This window comes from Marinobacter sediminicola (genome assembly GCF_031157525.1).
Classification (GTDB): domain Bacteria; phylum Pseudomonadota; class Gammaproteobacteria; order Pseudomonadales; family Oleiphilaceae; genus Marinobacter; species Marinobacter sediminicola.
In genome coordinates this window covers 100044-118947 of record NZ_JAVIXR010000010.1, presented here as the reverse complement: position 1 = coordinate 118947, position 18904 = coordinate 100044, and the positions used below count along the sequence as shown (strand labels likewise).

Here is an 18904-nt window from a genome sequence, read left to right as displayed (position 1 = left end):
ATGACGTCGATTATTCTCGCCTCGGCATCGCCACGCCGCTCGGAGTTGCTCACACAGATTGGCGTACCATTTTCTGTGCATCCAGCCCATATTGACGAATCACCACGAACGTCTGAGGCCCCTGGCGATTACGTTGAGCGGCTTGCGCGGGAGAAAGCACTCGCAGTTTCTGCTCATTTTCCCGGTAAGTGGGTTCTTGGCTCAGATACAACGGTTGTTCTGGATGGCGCCATTTTAGGTAAACCGGCAGATGAAGCCGAGGCTGAAGCCATGCTGGCTATGCTGTCAGGCAAAACTCATCAGGTAATGACAGGCATTGCGTTGGCCAAGGATGATGGTTGTGACTCCAGGTTAGTGACCACTGAGGTTAGCTTCCGGGTGCTCTCGAGGACTGAAATTGTAGCCTATGCAGCTTCAGGCGAGCCCATGGATAAGGCCGGAAGTTATGGAATTCAGGGCCTGGGTGGTATTTTTGTGAAGGAACTCAAAGGGAGTTACAGTGCGGTTGTTGGCTTGCCTCTGCAGGAAACAGCTGCCTTGCTGGCGGATGCCGGTGGCCCTGTCTGGAAACACTGGATGAGTAGTCAGGAGAGCCAATCATGAGCGAAGAAATCCTGATCAACGTAACACCGGTTGAAACCCGGGTCGCGCTGGTTGAAAACGGAATGTTGCAGGAAGCCTACATTGAGCGTGCCAGCCGCAAAGGTATTGTCGGTAACATATACAAAGGCAAGGTTGTGCGCGTGCTTCCGGGGATGGAAGCGGCGTTTGTCGACATAGGATTGGAGCGGGCTGCCTTTATCCATGCCTCTGATGTGGTCTCCAGTCATGCCAACACAACAGCGCCCGGCGACGGGCCGAAAACCGTTCCTGATATTCGCACCTTGTTACGCGAAGGCCAGTCACTGGTTGTTCAGGTCACCAAGGACCCCATCGGCACAAAAGGTGCCCGGCTTACCACTCAGCTTTCCATACCATCGCGGTATCTGGTGTTCATGCCAGAGGTCATCCATGTGGGTATTTCCCAGAGAATAGAGGATGAAACGGAGCGTAGCCGATTGAAGGCCATCGTTGAGCAGGGTGCTGAAATGCATCCGGATGTTCAGGGTGGCTACATCATTCGCACGGCAGCTGAAGCCGCATCCGAAGACGAGCTGCTGGCAGATATGAATTATCTGCACCACCTTAGCCAGTCTATCCATGAACGGATTGAGAAAGTGCAGGCGCCGGCGGCCGTTTATAAGGACCTGCCTCTGTTCATCCGCACCATCCGAGATCTGATTCGACCTCAGACTGAAAAAGTCCGCATCGACAGTCGCGAGAGCCATCAGCGGGTAATGGAGTTTGTTGATGAGTTTGTCACCGAATTTGCCGATAAAGTGGAGTATTACCCCGGAGAACGGCCTATTTTTGATCTTTACTCCGTAGAGGATGAGATTCAGAAGGCACTGAGCCGCAAAGTGCAGCTCAAATCAGGTGGCTATGTGATCATTGACCAGACTGAGGCAATGACCACCATTGACATCAACACCGGTGCCTTCGTGGGGCACCGTAATCTTGAAGAAACCATTTTCAAGACCAATCTGGAAGCAGCACGGGCAATCAGTCGCCAGCTGCGTCTGCGTAACCTTGGCGGCATCATTATTATCGATTTTATCGACATGGAAGATGTTGAGCATCAGCGCCAGGTTCACCGGATGTTGGAAAAAATGCTCGAGCGGGATCACGCTAAAACCAAGATCACAGGTGTGTCTGAGCTGGGTCTGGTGGAAATGACCCGAAAACGGACCACAGAGAGCCTCGGCCAGGTTCTTTGCGAGCCTTGTCCTATCTGCGATGGTAGAGGCTTCCTGAAAACCAGCGAAACAGTGTGTTTCGAGATTTTTAGGGAAATACTGAGAATCAATCGGGCCTACGATGCAGAAAGCTATTTGGTGATGGCGTCCCAGAGTGTGGTTGATCGCCTTGTTGATGAAGAATCTGACAACGTGGCTGATCTCGAAACCTTTATTGCCAAGACTGTCCGTTTCCAGGTAGAGCCGTTTTATAGCCAGGAACAGTACGATGTCGTTTTGCTCTGATTTCGGGGCGATACACCGGCATAGAGGGTAGCAGGCGATGAAGCTCCGGAAGCCCTCCTCCGATAGCCAGCCTGTCCGATTGATGGCACTGCTTACCAATGCAATTTGGTGGTTGTTGCTGGTTGTTCTGGTGCTGTTGGCTCTCTACGCCGGCATCGGGAGGCAGCTTACCCAGAACGTGGATTCTTTCCGGGATGAGCTTTCCGACGAGCTGTCTGCCCGCCTTGGCCACGATGTGAGTATTGGTAGCCTGTCATCGCGCTGGTTTTGGCTCGATCCCTCTTTTACCGCACAAGACATAGAAGTCACCAATCCGGATTCCGGGGACCGGGTTGTGAGCTTGCAGCATTTGACCATCCGTTTTGATGCGCTTGCTTCATTGATGCGCTTCAGAATTGTTTTCGAGGACTTTGAAGCGGACGGGCTCGAGTTAACGCTGAATCAAAAACGTAGCGGTGAAGTGGGTGTGCGGGGCGCTGATATTCCGGAGCCCCTGAACAATCGTTACCGGGATTGGCTCAGAATTGCCGGGAAATGGCTTTCGGACCCCTACATTAAAGTGACCCGAGTGAACCTGGGTATTCGCGACAATCAGGGCCAGCTCCGGTTTCTGGATATTCCCCAGCTTGATCTGCTGTATCAGCAAGGATTGTTTCGGGCATCTGGCCGCGCTTTGCGGTCCGCAACCACTGAACAGTTGGCCAGCTTTACCCTGGTGGGTAAACAGTTTTTCCGCGGCGACTTCAGTGGCCAACTCTATCTCAACGTAGATTCCGGGCGCCTGTTTGATGGGCTGATTGATGAGTATCAGTGGCGGGACATCCGTGTTGAAGGCTTTGACCTGGGAGGAGAAGCCTGGCTTACCTTCCGCAAAGGTGTCCTTCAGCAGGTCAGCGGTACCGTGAGAACACCCTATCTGCAGCTCGGCGTTGCCGGCGAATCGCTGGCCCCACTGGAAGATATCAGTGCACGGTTTGGCTGGCGTCGGCACCATGATGTGATGGCTACACCTGAAGAGGGTGGGCTCCGTTCAGAGACCATTGGTGAGTGGCACCTCAAACAGCTCGCCTGGACCTGGAATGGCGACCAGGTACCACCATTCAGTTTGAAGTTGGTTCCGGAGCCGCAAGGGATAACCATCACTGCAGACGCCATGCCCCTGCGCCCGCTTCGACGCCTGACAAGCACTCTGCCACTGTTGCCTCCGGTCGCCAGCGACGCATTGGAGGACTACCGCCCCGTAGGCTTTTTGGATGGTGTGACAATCAGAGTTCCGGGGAGCGGTGACAACAGCTTTGAATTCTCTGCTCGGCTTCGGGACGTTGGTGCTGCCGCCTATGGTGGCGCACCAGATGTGCGCGGTGTGAATGGGTTTATTTACGTTGATCAGAATGCCGGCTATGTTCGGGCTCGAGAGGGCGCACGCCCGGTGACCCTCTCTTTTCCGGAACTGTTCAGCAGTGAGTGGTCCTTGCCTGAGCTTTCCGCCACCGTAGCCTGGCGTTTGGATGGGCCTGTCACCCGCGTTTATTCAGACGATATACGCATGACCTATGGTGACAATACTCATCTGAGCGGAGCTTTCGATCTCAAGCTTGACCAGAAAGGTGAGGACAACCTCGGCCTCCGGGTTAGTGTCGAGAATGGCGACGCCTCTATGCTGGCTGCATTTGTTCCTGAGAAGATCGTGGATGCCGGGCTTTATGAGTGGTTAACCACGGCCATCACTGAAGCGGATATACTGTCTGGCGTCTACTATGGTCACGGCCAGATCGGTAGTGACGCCCCCTCCGGCTCGTTTGTTTCTTCCATGTGGTATGAGTTTGAAAACGCCAGCGTTCGCTACGATAAGCAGTGGCCAGAGGTAACGGGCGCGCGCGGGCGGGTCGACATTCAGAACGGCGATACATTTGTGATGCTTGAGGCGGGAAACACCGGTGGCCTGGCAATTGATCCGAGCACTGTTTTCGTGATTCCAGAGGCCGAAGGTGCACTGGTGCGGGTGGATGTATCAGCACCTGTGCCGGCAGATGCCATCAGCTACTGGATGACCAACAGCCCGTTTGGCGCCATGGCCGGGCCCGAGGCAGCAAAGCTGAGCTATGGTGGGGATTACAAGCTTGATCTGTCGATAGACTTGCCTCTCAAAGACAATGTGGCACCTGTGGTTGAGGCCAGGGTTGGCACGGAGAATGGCACGGTAGCCTATCCAGGTACCGATCTGCGCTGGGACAGAATCAACGGTAGGCTGACTTACCATTCTGAAAAGGGCTTTTCGAAAACGCCTCTGATGGCCCACTTTCTGGATGAGCCGGCCAAGATTGTATTCAGTCAGCCGGGAGCAGCGCAGGCACTGCGGATTGAGCAAACGGGCACCTTGCCTGTACTCAGCGTGTTTCGACAGTTCGAGCTTGTAGATCCTCAAAAACCGAGTGGTAGCGATGCCGGTAGCAGCCGATACGGGCTCAAAGGTGCTTTTGGTTACTCTGCACGGTTGGATGTCACAGAGGGCAGCTCGCCACGGGTAACGGTTCGCTCCAGCCTCGAGGGGCTCACTATCGATTGGCCTGGCCCTTTTTCCAAAAAGGCAGGGCAGATAGCACCTTTGCTAGCCGAGATACATACAGGGGATGAACGAGGTCTGGGTATTTCTGGAACCTGGGAGAATCGCGCGACCTTTGACCTTTTATGGAAAAACTCCGGAATTGAACTGACCTTTGATGAGCTCTACCTCGGGGATCAGATACTGAAGAATATAGAGTTGGAGGCATTTGATCTGGGAGACCGCTGGGTCTTGAGCACCCATTCCGAACGGGCCGTTGGCCGAATTGAAATCCCGAATGATAACAGTCTGGTCACAGCAGATTTTGCCGTGGTGCACCTGGTTCGGGACGAAACTGCCGCCAGGGAAGCGCCGGAGTTGTTGACTATAGAGCAGCAACTTGAAGCCTTCCGGGCAATGGACATGGAGGCGTGGCCAGATGTGGATATTGCAGTATCTGAACTGCGCCTCAACAATGATAGCTTGGGGCGCTGGTCTTTCCAGTTGCGGCCTGAGCGCCAGAAACTCAATATTCGCAGTATCGAAGGTCACCTCAAATCCATCACGCTAGCGGGTGATATGACCTGGAGCGTGGTTGATGATAGGGAAGTCAGTCAGTTTACTGGTTCTGTAACCGGTGGGGCGCTGGCGGACCTGGGTGAGCTTTTCGATACTGAAGTACCTTTGTCGAACAAGCAGACCAACATTGAGCTGAACCTGGACTGGCCAGGGCGTCCTGATGAGTTTGATCTGGCAAGCCTCAGCGGTAATGTCAGTCTTCGCCTCGATGATGGCGTGATTTTGGAGAGCAACAACAGCGCGCAGGTGTTCAGGATATTCAATCTGCTCAACTCCGATACGCTGTGGCGCAGGCTTAAGCTGGATTTTTCGGATCTGTATAAGCGTGGTGTAGCCTTTGATGCAGTATCCGGCAAGGCTCGCCTGGAGGATGGTTTGCTCACAATGGACCCGGAAATGCAGGTGGTTGGCCCATCTGGCGCGTTCAAGCTCAGTGGAAGCACCAATCTGGAGGAAGAGGTGTTCGATATGCGCCTGGTTGTTGTTCTGCCACTCACCCAGAACCTGCCACTGGCTGCCCTGCTGATGGGTGCCGGCGCACCTATTGGAGGTGCTCTGTTTGTACTGGATAAGGTGCTGGGAGACCCGCTCAGCAGGCTCACCAGCGCCACCTACAATGTGACCGGCCCCTGGGATGAACCTAAAATCGATTTGCGCAGCGTATTTGACACAGGTAAATAACCTGAACTGCTGCGAATATCAGGCTTCAGCTTCGTCAACGCATTCCCGTAAGTAACGGAACAGCTTGCGGGATTGCCCGGTATTTTTCTGTTTTTCCAGATCTTTACGGGCATTGCGAACAAGATTGCGCAAATGCTGTATGTCTGCACCTGGACAGTAGTTGAAGAATTCGCCTGCAACCGAGTCGCCCTCAGCAATCATCCGGTCACGCCAGCGCTCAGCCAGGTGGTGGCGGCGTGTATGCTCTTCACTTCCCGAGTCGAAGGCATCAATCGCTCGCTCAACCGCCTCGGGGTCATCTTCCTGCCGGATAATTTTGCCAATGTACTGCAGGTGACGGCGCTTGGCTTCGTTCTGCTTGATCCTGCGCGATTCTTCAATGGCGTGTCTCAGGGTATCGCTAATCGTCAGGGTATCAAGCTGTTCGTTGCTCAGGTCGAGCATGCGTTTTCCAATGCCCTGAAGCGCGTGCATTTCCCGTTTGAGTTGGGATTTACTCGGCCCCGAGTATTGCGGCGCTTCGTCGTCGTGGTCGTCGATCATGTTTTCATCCAGATTTGTCAGTTCACGCGTAAAAAATAGTCGCCAGGCCAAGAAATGACATGAAACCGACCACATCCGTGACGGTTGTCAGTATAACGCTGCCAGCCAGCGCCGGGTCGATATTTCGGGATTTCAGGAACAGCGGTAATACGGTACCTACCAGCGCTGCGGCCACCAGGTTGATAATCAATGCGGCGGCAATGATGGCGCCTATTAACAAATCCTGAAACCAGGCAGTTGCGGCGGCAGCTACTACGCCGGCCCAGAGTATGCCGTTGAGAATACCGGAAAGAAACTCCCGGTTCAGCAACCAGCCCACATTGGTGCCGCTGATTTGCCCAACCGCCATACCCCGGATCACAAGAGTGAGGGTCTGGCTGCCAGCAATTCCGCCCATGCTCGCTACAATGGGCATGAGCACCGCCAATGCGACCACCTTTTCGATGGTGTCTTCAAACAGACCAATAACGCCAGAAGCGATGAAGGCCGTGATCAGGTTAACACCCAGCCAGATCGCCCTGCGCCGTGTGGTTTTCCAGACTGGGGCAAAGGTATCTTCATCATCATCCAGGCCGGCCATGCTCATCAGTGAATGATCCGCATCTTCGCGGATAACATCCACCACGTCATCGATGGTGATTCGGCCCAGAAGATGACCCTCCTGGTTCACAACCGGTGCAGAAATCAGGTCGTAGCGCTCAAACAAGGTGGCAACTTTGGTATCCGAGAGCATGACGGGGATGGGTTCTATATCCGTATCCATCACCTCCCGAACCGTTGCTGCCTGGTTGGAAACAAGCATCTTGGTAATGGGCAGCATTCCGATAAATTCATCGCGCCGGCTCACAACAATCAGGCTGTCGGTCATCGGCGGAAGTGCACGGTGCCGCCGCAGATACCGCAATACCACATCAATACTGATATCAGGGCGGACAGTAATGGTGTCCGTGTTCATCAGGCCGCCGGCGGTGTCTTCCGGGTAGGAAAGGACTTCCTCAACCCGTTGCCGATCCTGTTCGTCCATGGTGTCCAGAACTTCCTGGATCACCTTATCCGGTAATTGCTGCAGAAGGTCGGCGAGATCGTCGGACTCGAAGTCCTCGATGATATCCGCCAGTTCCTGGGCGTTGAGTCGGCTCAGGTATTCGGCACGGATGTCTTCGTTAAGGTACTGGAGAACATCGCCTTCGAGCTGTTTGTCTACCAGATTCCAGAGCAGGGCACGCTGGCGGGGCGGCGATGATTCAAGCAGGTGCGCGATATCGCTGGGGCTCAGGCCGCCGTTGAGAATGCGGGCAACCTGTTTCAGCGCACCACTGTCCAGCGCTTCACTCAGGGAGCGTAAGCGTTGGCGGGCCTGGCTTTTTTCCAGAATATCGGACATGAATCACCTGCAGTCAGAAAACGCCTGCATTATAACGAAGTTAGCCGAAACACGTGAGAAAGAGTGGGTTATTCGCCTTCGCCAAAATAGTCATTGATCAATTCTGAAAGGGCTTCAATGGCCTTATCTTCATCCGGGCCATCGGCCACCAGTTCAACTTCTGTGCCTTTACTGGCGGCGAGCATCATCACATGCATGATGTTTTTTGCGTCCACTTCGCGTCCTTTGCCACAGATTCTCACGGAGCTGTCGAACTGCGAGGCCGTGGCCACCAGCTTTGCCGTGGCCCGGGCGTGCAGGCCAAGCTTGTTAATGATAACAATGGGATGGCGTATCACAGCAGGTCAGACCTCTTTCCGGGCCTGCAGATGCGGCAGCTCGGCGTGGCGTACTTGCACGTTGCTGCAAGTTTCGCGGAAGTGCCGTCCCAGCTGTTCGCAGATATACACTGAGCGGTGTTGGCCGCCGGTACAGCCAATGGAAATGGTCATGTAGCTACGGTTGCTGTCAGCAAAGGACGGGATCCAGCTCTCCAGAAACCCGATCAAATCGTTAACCATTTTCGTGCTGGCAGGCTCGGCCTCAAGAAACTCGATAACAGGCTGATCTAGGCCGGTAAACTTGCGCAGGCTGTGATCCCAGTAGGGGTTGGGCAGGCAGCGCACATCGAATACATAGTCAGAGTCCAATGGCACACCGTGCTTGAATCCGAAAGACTGGAACAGCAGTGCAAGCTCCTGATCTTTGCGCCCGGCAATCCGCTGCTTCACCATATCCCGCAACTCATACATCGACAGCCCTTTGGTGTTGATGTGCAAATCTGCAAGCTTTGAGAGAGGTTCAAGCAGTTCTTTTTCGTTGCTGATGGCTTCTCTCAGAGACGTCTTGTCGTCGCTCAGGGGATGCTTGCGCCGGGTGGCATGAAACCGTTGCAGGAGAGACTGTTCATCCGCATCCAGGTAGATCACTTCAACCTGGATCTCATCTCTGCGGAGCTTGCGATGGATCTCCTCGAAATTGGCCAGCTCACCCGAAAGGTTGCGGGCATCAATACTGACTGCCATTTTGTCGAGCCTGCCCGGCGCCGTCTGGTTTGCCGCTTCTCGTGTCAGGGGGAACAAAAGCCCGATAGGCAGGTTATCAATGCAGTAGTATCCCAGGTCTTCCAATACGTGCAGAGCGGTACTCTTGCCGGAACCTGACCGGCCACTGACGATGATCAGCTTCATAGTGAAATAACCTGTTGCCCGGGTGGATATCAGCCACTGGTGGCTGTCATGCGTTGGAAAAGTGTGTGCGCATCTTCGCACTGCCTGAGAGCGTCGCAGAATGAGCGTTCGTTAAATTTCTCGGCGAGTTGGCTAAGCAGCTCAAGATGCTCGCTGGTAGCTTCTTTGGGCACGATCAGTGCAAACAGAAGGTCCACCGGCTGGTTGTCTATTGCGTCAAATTCGACGGCTTCTTCCAGGGTCATCAGCACACCGATAACCTGTTCAAGGCCTTCGAGACGGCAATGGGGGATGGCTATCCCCTGGCCTATTCCGGTGCTCCCAAGCCGCTCTCGGGCAATCAGATTGTTGAAGATCTGACTTTCGTTGACCGAATCATTGTGCTCGCGAATCTGCTCGGCAATGGTCTCCAGCACCCGCTTTTTGCTTGATGCGGGCACATTGCACAGGGTCAGCTCCGGCACAAGGATGTTGTCTATTGTCAGGGATGTGTCGCTCATGAATCGACCGCGCTTCCGTGAAAAAAGCTGCGACGCGTAGACCGCGCCGCAGCTTGATTAGATGACATGCCTGAAAACACTCGCCTAGCGGGCGGTGTGTCCCTGCATCCTGTCTACAGTCTTTTCTTTGTGCTTGAGGATCTGTCGATCCAGCTTGTCGACGAGCCCGTCGATGGCTGCGTACATGTCCTCGTTTTCCGCCTTTGCGTGAATCTCACCACCAACCACGTGGAGCGTCGCATCTGCAATCTGCCGAACCTTATCTACTTCCAATGTTACCTGGCAGTTGCTGATGTGGTCGAAGTGCCGCTCGAGTCGTTCAAACTTTTCGGCTACATAGTCTTTCAAAGCGGGAGTCAGCTCTACGTGACGGCCTGAAATGTTGAGTTGCATAGACGTCTCCTGTTGTCATTCTTTCCGGCTCTGGGAGCCGGTCTGAGTGCTGGCGCATGGCTGCACCAGCGAAAACCACTTGAAACTGTTCGACGCGCCAGATTTACACCAGCCGCTTGCGTTCGTTTGAGGGGGGAATGTTCATGGCCTCGCGGTATTTTGCAACCGTGCGTCGCGCCACTTTGATCCCTTCTTCTCCCAGCATGGCTGCAATCTTGTTATCACTCAACGGCTTTTTCGGTGTTTCTGCAGCAATCAGTTTTTTGATCATTGCTCGAATAGCCGTTGATGAGCACTCTCCGCCTTCGTCGGTGCTGACATGGCTGGAGAAAAAATATTTCAGTTCAAAAACGCCCCGGGGTGTGTGCATGTATTTTTGCGTGGTCACACGGGAAATGGTGGATTCGTGCATTTCCACAAGCTGGGCGATATCCGAAAGAATCAGCGGCTTCATCGCTTCTTCGCCATGGTCCAGGAAACCCTGTTGGTATTCAACAATCCGGGTTGCAACCTTTAGCAGCGTTTCGTTTCGGCTTTGCAGACTCTTGATGAACCACTTTGCCTCCTGAAGCTGGTCGCGCAGGTAGGTGTTATCTGCGCTACTATCCGCCCGCTTTATTAATGAAGCATAGCTCGCATTCACGCGTATGCGCGGCGCAATTTCAGGATTCAGTTCAACGCGCCAGCGGTCATTGTGTTTGCGCACGATCACGTCGGGAATAACATAGTCCGGCTCGGTGCGATCAATGATGTCTCCCGGGCGCGGGTTGAGGCTGGTAATCAGTGCCAACACATCGCGCAGTTGGTCCTCTTTAAGGCGACTGCGGCGAAGTAGCTGGGCGTAGTCACGGTTGCCCAGCAGGTTTATATAATGTGTGATCACCAACCGTGCCTGAGCAAGCCAGGGTGTTTCCGGTGGCAACTGATTTAGCTGGATCAGCAGGCAGTCCTGGAGATCTCGGGCAAAAACGCCAGGCGGATCGAAGAACTGCAGTCGGCGTAGCACGGCCTCTACTTCGTCCATCTCCAGAGGGTCGTCATCGGAATCGTTCGTCAGGCCGCTGTAGATCTCTTCCAAAGGGCTTGTGAGGTAGCCTTGCTCGTCTACTGCGTCCATAAGCGCGTGAGCAATAGCCTGGTCCCGTTCCGTCATGGGCGTAAGGTTCAACTGCCACTCAAGATGGTCCCTAAGGGTTTCACTTGGGGAGTTACGGGTCTCGAAATCGTGGTCGCTTTCGTCTTCGTTGCGCGCTGCAGGAGCAGGGGCGGACTGATAGATATCGTCCCACGCGGTATCGACGGGAAGGTCGTCCGGGATTGCGTCAGGGATTTCGTTTTCAGTTTGCCAGTCTGGCCCGTTCTCGCTTTCATCCCAATCAGAATTGGACGAATCGGAGGCTGTCTCTGAACTGGTAATGTTCGAAGTGTCGTCGTGGCTCTGCTCGGTATCCGCAGCAGGCGCATCAATCTGGTCGTCGTCATCCTGGGATTCCAGCAAGGGATTGGATTCCAGTGCTTGCTGGATTTCCTGCTGGAGGTCGAGGGTTGATAACTGTAAAAGCCTGATCGCCTGTTGCAGCTGGGGCGTCATTGTCAGGCTCTGACCCAGCTTTAATTGTAATGAGGCTTTCATAACCATCGCTCAGGATCCGTCACTTATACCCGATCTAAATTTCTTGCTTCGGCTAAAAATTCTTTGTGTCACGGCTACTTGCCGCCAAAAAAGATTATCCTAGCAAGTTCTCTGCCGAGTTTACTTGCTCCGGGTCGGCAACACAATCGAGCGGGCGCGCCGCCATGCTGAAAACAAAGCTTACAGCCGGAACTCATTGCCAAGATAAACTTCTTTTACCTGCTGATTGGCAAGGATGGTTTCGGCATTACCGGAAGCTATTATGTGCCCGCCGGAAACGATGTAAGCGTTCTCGCAGATATCCAGAGTTTCGCGCACGTTGTGATCGGTGATCAGCACGCCGATGCCCTTGTCCCTTAGGTGGCGAATAATCTGTTTGATATCGCTGACGGAAATGGGGTCTACCCCGGCAAAGGGTTCATCCAGCAGGATGAAGGCGGGCTCCATGGCCAGAGCGCGTGCAATTTCTACCCGACGCCGTTCGCCGCCGGAAAGGGCCATCCCCAGGCTGTCACGAATGTGGGTAATGTGGAACTCTTCCAGTAACTGTTCAACCTTGCTCAGGCGCTCGGCTCGGCTCAGACCCTTGCGGGTTTCAAGAATCGCCATGATGTTGTCGCGCACTGACAGCTTGCGGAATACAGACGCCTCCTGGGGCAGGTACCCAATGCCTTTGCGCGCCCGGCCATGCATGGGCAGGGGGGTGATGTCCTGGCTGTCGATGGTGATACGGCCATTATCCGCGTTAACCAGCCCGACAATCATGTAGAAACAGGTAGTTTTGCCAGCTCCGTTGGGCCCGAGCAGGCCAACAATCTCGCCGCTGCGAATTTCCAGCGACACATCGATGACTACTTTTTTCTGCTTATAGCTTTTTGCCAGGTTACTCGCTCTGAGAACTGCCATCGGATTCCTGTCTACTGTAATCGGCTGTTATTGGGTGGAGTCTGTGCTGTTGCCACGGGGCTGGATAACCATCTCGACCCGCCCAGGGCCGGCTCCGGTATCCTCGCCGCCTTCTGCCGTGACCACTCGTTGCTCAGTATCGTAATGAATAATGTCGCCACGAAACACGTTGCCATTCTGCTCAATGACGGCTTCCCGTTCAAAGGTGAGCTGTTTGTCCGTGGCAGACCAGGTTATGTTTTTGGCTTGAGCATCCGTTTTACCTTCACCGCTGGTTACTGGCTGCTGATAGCGGGCAGGGGAGCCGCTGGCCTCGATGCGGTTAAGTCCTTCGGCACTGCGATAGAGAACTACACGCTCTGCGGACAGCCGGGTTTTCCCCTGAGTCAGCTCAACGGCACCTGTGTAGGTGGCAATGCCTTTGCCGTCGTCCAGGCGAGCGCTGTCAGCGCTCACGGTGATGGGCTGATCAGAATCAAGATCAAAGGCCATCGCTGAGTTCATAAGGCCTGCTGCCACGGCGGTGATCAGAAGCCTGCGCAGGGTGTTATTTAACGGTTTCATAGCGTCCTTCTACCTGGGAGTTCAGTTCCAGAATGCGCTCGTCGATCCACGCTTTCATGCCTTTGGCCTGTGTGGTGCCAAGGGTGTCGGTGATTTTAACCGGGTCATCGGTATAAACCATGCCCTGTTTGTTATCCAGGGTGAGGCTTTCGGTATTCAGCGTTGCCTGCCGTTCTCCTATCGTTCGCACAACACGAACGTTTCCGGAGAGATAAAGCAGATCATCGTTCTGGCGCAGGGTGCCATTCTCGGCATTCAGGAGCCAAGGGCCTTCTCCGGTTGCGCCAAACAGTTCGGCGCTGGGCGATTCCATAGCGGCAAGGTTGCCTTCTTCGAACTGCTCGATCCGCGGGCTGGTGAATACGATTTTGCGTTGCCCGTCCTCACCGTAAGAGGTGTAACTGCCGTTAATCACGAATCCGTCAGGCTCTGATTCGCCGCGGAGCTGCCTAGCATCACTGTAGCTACTTAGCGGGGGCTCGTCACTTTGCCATAGCAAAAAAGCAGTGGCTGCAATGGTTATTGCCAGCCCCAGCATGCGCAGCCGGGGCCTGTTTGCCAAGGCCAGTTTTGAGAGCAAACTGCTTTTTGCGCTCTCCTCCATTGTTAGGACTCCAGGTAAGGGGTCAGTGTGGCGTTCAAGTGCCCCCTGGCGGTCAGTAGAAGATCGCACAGTTCCCGTACGGCGCCGTGGCCTCCTGCAGCCTGGGTGCAGTAATCAGCATGCTCTTTTACCAGCCAGTACCCGTTGGGCACCGTTACACCCAAACCCGAAAAACGGATGGCGGGTAAATCGGGCAGGTCGTCGCCCATGTAGGCGATAGCTTTTGGTTCTATGTTCAGCGTGCTGACTAACTCTTGAAGTGCGATCTTTTTGTCCTCACGACCTTGCATCAGGTGCGGGATTTTCAGGTCGTGCATGCGCTTTTCAGTCAGTGGCGAAGAGCGCCCGGTAATGACGGCGACAGTGATCCCGGCAGCCATGAGCTGCTTCAGCCCCAGTCCATCCAGAATATTGAATCCTTTGAGCTCATCGCCGTTGGCACTGAAGTAGATTTTGCCATCACTCATGATGCCATCAACATCCAGTGCAACAAGCTTGATGCCCGCAGCCTTCACCAGAAGGGATTCCGGCCAGAGCTTTTGCAGTGGGCTTTGCAGTTCTTTCATCATGATGCCTTGTGTGCTTGCTCTTAAATTTGTTTCTGAGCTGGCTTTAAATAACACCGGCGCGTAACAGGTCGTGCATATTGATGGCTCCGACCAGGGCGCCGTCAACATCAGTCACTGGCAGCGCACTGATCTTGAGGCCTTCCATCACGTTCAGCGCTTCTGCAGCAAGCTGGTCCGGCTGAATGGTTCTGCCGTTGCGTGTCATCACGTCCCGTATCGGGGTTGTGTGTACATCAATGGGCTTGTCGAGGGTGCGGCGGAGGTCCCCGTCTGTGAATATGCCGGTCATGGTGCCGCTAGCGTTTACCACCGTAGTCATGCCCAGCCCCTTCCGGGATATCTCCAGCAGGGCCCCGCTCAATGTGGTGTCTTCATTCACGATAGGGATGCGGTCACCAGTGTGCATGATGTCCGATACCCGTAGCAGGAGCTTGCGGCCCAGGCTGCCACCGGGATGGGAGAAAGCAAAGTCCTCTGCACTGAAGCCCCGGGCTTCCAGCAAGGCAACAGCCAGCGCATCGCCCATGACTAACGTGGCGGTGGTGCTGGAGGTAGGCGCCAGACCAAGTGGGCAAGCCTCTGTTTCAACACTGACATCCAGATTTGCCACGGCTTCTTTTGCCAAAGTGGACGTTGGGTTGCCAGTCATGCTGATTAATGGAGCGCCCATGCGTTTGATCAGTGGCAAAATGGTAACCACTTCGCTGGTATTGCCGCTGTTCGAAATAGCAATAACCACGTCCTGACTGGTAATCATCCCCATGTCACCGTGGCTGGCCTCCCCGGGGTGGACAAAGAACGAAGGTGTTCCGGTGCTTGCCAGTGTGGCTGCTATCTTATGACCTATGTGGCCCGATTTACCCATGCCGGTCACTACAACCCGGCCTTTGCAGGCCATGATGACTTCGCAGGCACGTTTAAAATGATCATCAATGCGGTGTTCAAGGGCACTGATGGCATCCCGCTCAATGCGTATGGCCTGGAGTGCAGGAGTACGGAAATCGTATGTTCTCTTTTCAGTCATCGGGCGAAAAACCTGCTTTTTCGTTAGCACCGTATGTATGAAATAACCTGGTGCTATCTATGTGAAAATAGAAGGGTGCGATTAGATTAGCGGAGTATAACATTTCCCGCGAGCTGAGCAGTCTGGTTACCGCAAGTTAAACCGGGTGATCAGTAAAACTGATCATTGCTATCAATTCATTTTGGGAAGCATTGATTGAGCTTGAGGGCTCCTTGGCATAATGTAGCCGCTCCCTGCAGCCATAACCTTTATGTGTTGAGAGCTTAAGGCTGCGGGGTGAAGGCTAAAAGCGATGGGCTGAAAGGTAAGGAATATGGGGTTGGACTCGTACATTACATTAAAGGACGTTGTGTTTTCACGTTCTGAGCGCCGTGTTTTTAATGGTGTGTCTGTGGAGATTCCCCGAGGGAAAATCACCGCCATTATGGGCCCCAGCGGCAGTGGTAAAACCACCTTGCTTCGTTTGGTCGGCGGTCAGCTTCGGCCGGATTCAGGCAGTATTGTGGTAGATGGCCAGTCGATCGGCGAGCTTCGCCGTAAGGAGCTTTACAAGTTCCGGGAAAAGATGGGCATGCTATTCCAGAGTGGTGCGTTGTTTACGGATTTGAGCGTATACGAGAACGTGGCCTTTCCCATGCGCGTGCACACCAAACTGCCGGAAGACATGATTAACGACATAGTGTTGATGAAGTTGGAAGCGGTTGGCCTGCGAGGTGCTCGCAATCTCATGCCTTCTGAGCTTTCCGGTGGCATGAACCGGCGCGTGGCCCTGGCGCGCAGTATTGCGCTCGACCCGGAGCTTATCATGTACGATGAGCCCTTTGCGGGGCAGGACCCTATTGGCATGGGCGTACTGGTGAAGCTGATTCGCGATCTGAACAGCTCCATGGGGCTCACCAGTGTTCTGGTGTCCCATGATGTGCAAGAGTCCCTGAGCATCTGCCATTACGCCTGTATTATTGCAGACGGCAAAGTGATTGGAGCGGGCAGCCCCGCCGAATTGCAGAATCACCCATCTGAGCAGGTACAGCAGTTTTTGAACGGGCACCCGGATGGCCCCGTGCCATTCCATTACCCGTCTTCCGCGGCTGCCGAGGATTTCGGGCTTGCAGGAGGTGTCTCTTGATCGACAAAATTGCTTCCTTTGGGCGTAGCGGGGCAGATCTCGTTATCTCCATAGGCCGTGCCGGTCGCTTTCTGGCGGGCGTGCTGTCAGGCGTTCCCCGCCCGAAAACCGGCTTCCCCCTGTTGATGAAACAACTGTACTCCGTTGGCGTCCTGTCGCTTGCGATCATAGTGGTTTCGGGACTGTTTATCGGTATGGTGCTGGGCCTGCAGGGCTACACCATACTCAGCGATTTTGGCTCCGAAGCGGCTATTGGGCAGATGATTGCGCTTACCCTGGTGCGTGAGCTCGGGCCTGTGGTAACTGCCTTGCTGTTCGCCGGGCGTGCCGGGTCGGCGCTGACCGCTGAAATCGGCCTGATGAAAGCAACCGAGCAGCTTTCCAGTATGGAAATGATGGGCGTAGATCCCTTGCGCCGGGTTATTGCCCCCAGGCTTTGGGCTGGGTTTATTGCTATGCCGATTCTGGCCATCATCTTCTCCATGGTGGGTATCTGGGGCGGCATGCTCGTGGGCGTAGAGTGGCTTGGCGTTTTTGAAGGTTCCTACTGGGGCAACATGCAGGCTTCGGTGGACTTTTGGGACGACGTCGTGAATGGCATTATCAAAAGCGTCGTGTTCGGTTTTGTGTGTGCCTGGATTGCGGTTTACCAAGGTTATGATTGTGTGCCCACATCGGCAGGCATCAGCTCGGCTACCACCAAAACTGTGGTGTATTCCTCGCTGGCTGTCTTGGGGCTGGATTTTGTGCTGACTGCCGTAATGTTCGGCAACTTCTGATCAACGATTGACGAGATAACACCGGGAGCCGGTAATGACACAAAGAACAACGGACATCACAGTTGGCCTGTTTATGCTGGCTGGCTTGGCAGCGCTGCTGTTTTTGGCACTTCAGGTAAGCGGGCTGTCCCCAAAATCGGCCAAAAGCACCTACACCATTTACGCGGACTTTAATGACACCGGCGGGATTACCCCCCGGGGCAGGGTGTCCATGGCGGGTGTAACGGTGGGTAGTATCGATTCGATTACCCTGAACAAGGAAACCTTCCAGGCGCGGGTGGCTATGTCCATTCATGGGGATGTAGACAATATTCCGGCGGACAGCGCAGCAGTAATACGCACATCCGGACTGCTGGGTGAGCAGTATATTGATATATCCATAGGTGGTGAAATGGACTCGCTCCAGCCTGGTGATACCTTTTATTCCACCCAGTCGGCGATGAATATCGAGCGGCTGATCAGCAATTTTGCGTCTGGTAAATAAGCCAGTCGAGCGACAGAACAGGAGAAGCGAGATGACTGTTTTAATACAGCACGTTACACAGCGATTTTTTCTCGCCGTCACACTGATGGCGTTTTGCGTGGCATCGGTACAGGCCGGCCCGGAAGACGATTTGCAACAGTATGTCGATGAAAACACGCAGCGATTGGTGAACAAGCTCAATGAAGAACGTGGCCTCTATGAAAGTGACCCGGAAGCTTTTTACCAGAACATGGACGATGAGCTGGAAGGTTTCGTGGATTTTCGCCGGATTGCTGCCCGTGTAATGGGGCGCTATGCGCGCCAGGCAACGCCTGAGCAGCGGAACGAGTTTGTGGTCAAGTTCAAACGCAGTCTTTTTGATAGCTACGCGCAGGCGCTGATGAGCGCAGACAATTTCGAAATCAAGGTGCGGGGCGCTACAATTAACCCCGGTGACGACAACCGGGCGTCGGTAGCCATGGAAGTCATTACTGCGTCTGGAAACCGTCATTCAGTTACCTATTCCATGTATCGCAAGGATGAAGGCAGCAACTGGATGATGGAAAATGTCATCGTTGAAGGGGTTAACATTGGTCTTTCCTTCCGGGACCGCTTTACCCAGGAAATGGAAGCCAATCGCGGTCAGGTTGAGACAGTGATTGATGGTTGGAGCGATGCGGTGAAATCCCTCAACCTGGAAGATGAAGTGAATAAATCATGAGCACGGAAGCACCGGCAGTTCGGCTGGAGGCAGGTGCGCTGTTTGTCTCCGGCGCGATCGATGCCCACAATGTTGCTCCCCTGCGGGCTGAAGGTGAGCGGCTTATCACCGCTGCCGGAAATAGCGTGGTAGTAGATCTTTCGGGCTTATCTACCACTCACAGCGTTATTCTCTCCATGTTGCTATGTTGGAGTCGGCTGGCGGAAAAGCAGGGGGTTGTATTGTCTTTTGCCGGTGCCCCTGATCGTCTCGTTTCTCTTGCCGCTTTGAGCAGCCTCGCAGATTGGTTACAATCCCGCCCCTGATTTCATAAATATCTGAGGATTTACTATGGACGCCACCGAAGTCACCCAGTTGGTCGAGGAAGCACTGCCCGGTTGTGAGGTGCAGGTACAGATCGACGGTAACCATTATATGGTGGTCGTTATAGGTGACGTTTTTGAAGGCCTGTCGAGCATCAAACGACAGCAGCTGATCAACAAAGCGCTATTCCAGCAAATTATGGATGGCACTATTCACGCCCTTCACCCGAAACCTTTTACCCCGGCTGAATGGGCTGCGCGTCAGGGCTGAGCCTCTCGCA

21 protein-coding genes are annotated in these 18904 nt (G+C 54.2%); 9 read left to right on the top strand and 12 right to left on the bottom strand.

Annotation, left to right across the window (positions count from 1 at the left end; translation table 11 throughout):
* Genes RG807_RS13985 through RG807_RS13975 form a run of 3 tightly spaced genes read left to right on the top strand, consistent with a single transcriptional unit; the run spans position 1 to position 5883 of the window.
* On the top strand, positions 1–603 hold the full coding sequence (locus RG807_RS13985) for a Maf family protein (protein ID WP_298448257.1): 603 nt from the start codon (positions 1–3) through the stop codon (positions 601–603).
* On the top strand, positions 600–2081 hold the full coding sequence (gene rng / locus RG807_RS13980) for a ribonuclease G (protein ID WP_309045433.1): 1482 nt from the start codon (positions 600–602) through the stop codon (positions 2079–2081). Before RG807_RS13985 ends, rng begins: the two co-directional genes overlap by 4 nt.
* A gap of 37 nt (positions 2082–2118) precedes the next feature.
* On the top strand, positions 2119–5883 hold the full coding sequence (locus RG807_RS13975) for a YhdP family phospholipid transporter (protein ID WP_309045432.1): 3765 nt from the start codon (positions 2119–2121) through the stop codon (positions 5881–5883).
* An 18-nt stretch (positions 5884–5901) separates the two neighbouring features.
* On the opposite strand, the gene yjgA is transcribed toward RG807_RS13975, so the two are convergent.
* The 12 genes from yjgA to RG807_RS13915 form a co-directional block, all read right to left on the bottom strand.
* A complete protein-coding gene (gene yjgA, locus RG807_RS13970) occupies positions 5902–6426 on the bottom strand; it encodes a ribosome biogenesis factor YjgA (protein WP_309045431.1) in 525 nt (174 codons plus the stop codon).
* Positions 6427–6448: 22 nt separating this feature from the next.
* Complete coding sequence (gene mgtE / locus RG807_RS13965) at positions 6449–7810, bottom strand: magnesium transporter (protein WP_298448251.1); 1362 nt, start codon at positions 7808–7810, stop codon at positions 6449–6451.
* 68 nt (positions 7811–7878) lie between these two features.
* Positions 7879–8148: an HPr family phosphocarrier protein gene (locus RG807_RS13960; protein ID WP_309045430.1), complete on the bottom strand. Its 270-nt coding sequence runs from the start codon at positions 8146–8148 to the stop codon at positions 7879–7881.
* Positions 8149–8154: 6 nt separating this feature from the next.
* Positions 8155–9039, bottom strand: coding sequence for an RNase adapter RapZ (gene rapZ / locus RG807_RS13955; protein ID WP_309045429.1), 885 nt, complete (start codon positions 9037–9039; stop codon positions 8155–8157).
* A gap of 29 nt (positions 9040–9068) precedes the next feature.
* Positions 9069–9539: a PTS IIA-like nitrogen regulatory protein PtsN gene (gene ptsN / locus RG807_RS13950; RefSeq protein ID WP_309045428.1), complete on the bottom strand. Its 471-nt coding sequence runs from the start codon at positions 9537–9539 to the stop codon at positions 9069–9071.
* An 84-nt stretch (positions 9540–9623) separates the two neighbouring features.
* Positions 9624–9932 carry a ribosome hibernation promoting factor gene (hpf, locus tag RG807_RS13945; RefSeq protein ID WP_200202516.1) on the bottom strand — a complete coding sequence of 103 codons (309 nt, stop codon included), beginning with the start codon at positions 9930–9932 and terminating at the stop codon, positions 9624–9626.
* A 103-nt stretch (positions 9933–10035) separates the two neighbouring features.
* Positions 10036–11571, bottom strand: a complete 1536-nt coding sequence (locus RG807_RS13940; RefSeq protein ID WP_309045427.1) for an RNA polymerase factor sigma-54 — start codon at positions 11569–11571, stop codon at positions 10036–10038.
* Between the two features lie 174 nt (positions 11572–11745).
* Positions 11746–12471 carry an LPS export ABC transporter ATP-binding protein gene (lptB, locus tag RG807_RS13935; protein ID WP_298448245.1) on the bottom strand — a complete coding sequence of 242 codons (726 nt, stop codon included), beginning with the start codon at positions 12469–12471 and terminating at the stop codon, positions 11746–11748.
* A gap of 27 nt (positions 12472–12498) precedes the next feature.
* Positions 12499–13035: a lipopolysaccharide transport periplasmic protein LptA gene (lptA, locus tag RG807_RS13930; RefSeq protein ID WP_410802497.1), complete on the bottom strand. Its 537-nt coding sequence runs from the start codon at positions 13033–13035 to the stop codon at positions 12499–12501.
* Entirely contained in the window at positions 13019–13639 is a 621-nt protein-coding gene (lptC, locus tag RG807_RS13925; protein WP_309045426.1) for an LPS export ABC transporter periplasmic protein LptC, read from the bottom strand. The genes lptA and lptC overlap by 17 nt, the downstream gene beginning before the upstream one ends.
* A 2-nt stretch (positions 13640–13641) precedes the next feature.
* Entirely contained in the window at positions 13642–14205 is a 564-nt protein-coding gene (locus RG807_RS13920; RefSeq protein WP_309045425.1) for a KdsC family phosphatase, read from the bottom strand.
* Between the two features lie 46 nt (positions 14206–14251).
* The gene (locus RG807_RS13915) at positions 14252–15232 is read right to left on the bottom strand and encodes a KpsF/GutQ family sugar-phosphate isomerase (protein WP_309045424.1); all 981 of its coding nucleotides are present in this window, start codon (positions 15230–15232) and stop codon (positions 14252–14254) included.
* Positions 15233–15545: 313 nt separating this feature from the next.
* Between RG807_RS13915 and RG807_RS13910 the strand changes: the two genes are divergently transcribed.
* From RG807_RS13910 to RG807_RS13885, 6 genes are all read left to right on the top strand, one after another.
* Positions 15546–16358, top strand: a complete 813-nt coding sequence (locus tag RG807_RS13910) for an ABC transporter ATP-binding protein (protein WP_309045423.1) — start codon at positions 15546–15548, stop codon at positions 16356–16358.
* Positions 16355–17137, top strand: a complete 783-nt coding sequence (gene mlaE / locus RG807_RS13905) for a lipid asymmetry maintenance ABC transporter permease subunit MlaE (protein ID WP_309045422.1) — start codon at positions 16355–16357, stop codon at positions 17135–17137. The genes RG807_RS13910 and mlaE overlap by 4 nt, the downstream gene beginning before the upstream one ends.
* A gap of 34 nt (positions 17138–17171) precedes the next feature.
* A complete protein-coding gene (gene mlaD / locus RG807_RS13900) occupies positions 17172–17621 on the top strand; it encodes an outer membrane lipid asymmetry maintenance protein MlaD (RefSeq protein WP_309045421.1) in 450 nt (149 codons plus the stop codon).
* Positions 17622–17706: 85 nt separating this feature from the next.
* Positions 17707–18321 carry an MlaC/ttg2D family ABC transporter substrate-binding protein gene (locus tag RG807_RS13895; protein WP_309045447.1) on the top strand — a complete coding sequence of 205 codons (615 nt, stop codon included), beginning with the start codon at positions 17707–17709 and terminating at the stop codon, positions 18319–18321.
* A complete protein-coding gene (locus tag RG807_RS13890) occupies positions 18318–18626 on the top strand; it encodes an STAS domain-containing protein (protein ID WP_309045420.1) in 309 nt (102 codons plus the stop codon). Before RG807_RS13895 ends, RG807_RS13890 begins: the two co-directional genes overlap by 4 nt.
* Positions 18627–18651: 25 nt before the next feature.
* Complete coding sequence (locus RG807_RS13885) at positions 18652–18894, top strand: BolA family protein (RefSeq protein WP_298448233.1); 243 nt, start codon at positions 18652–18654, stop codon at positions 18892–18894.
* Positions 18895–18904: the final 10 nt, after the last annotated feature.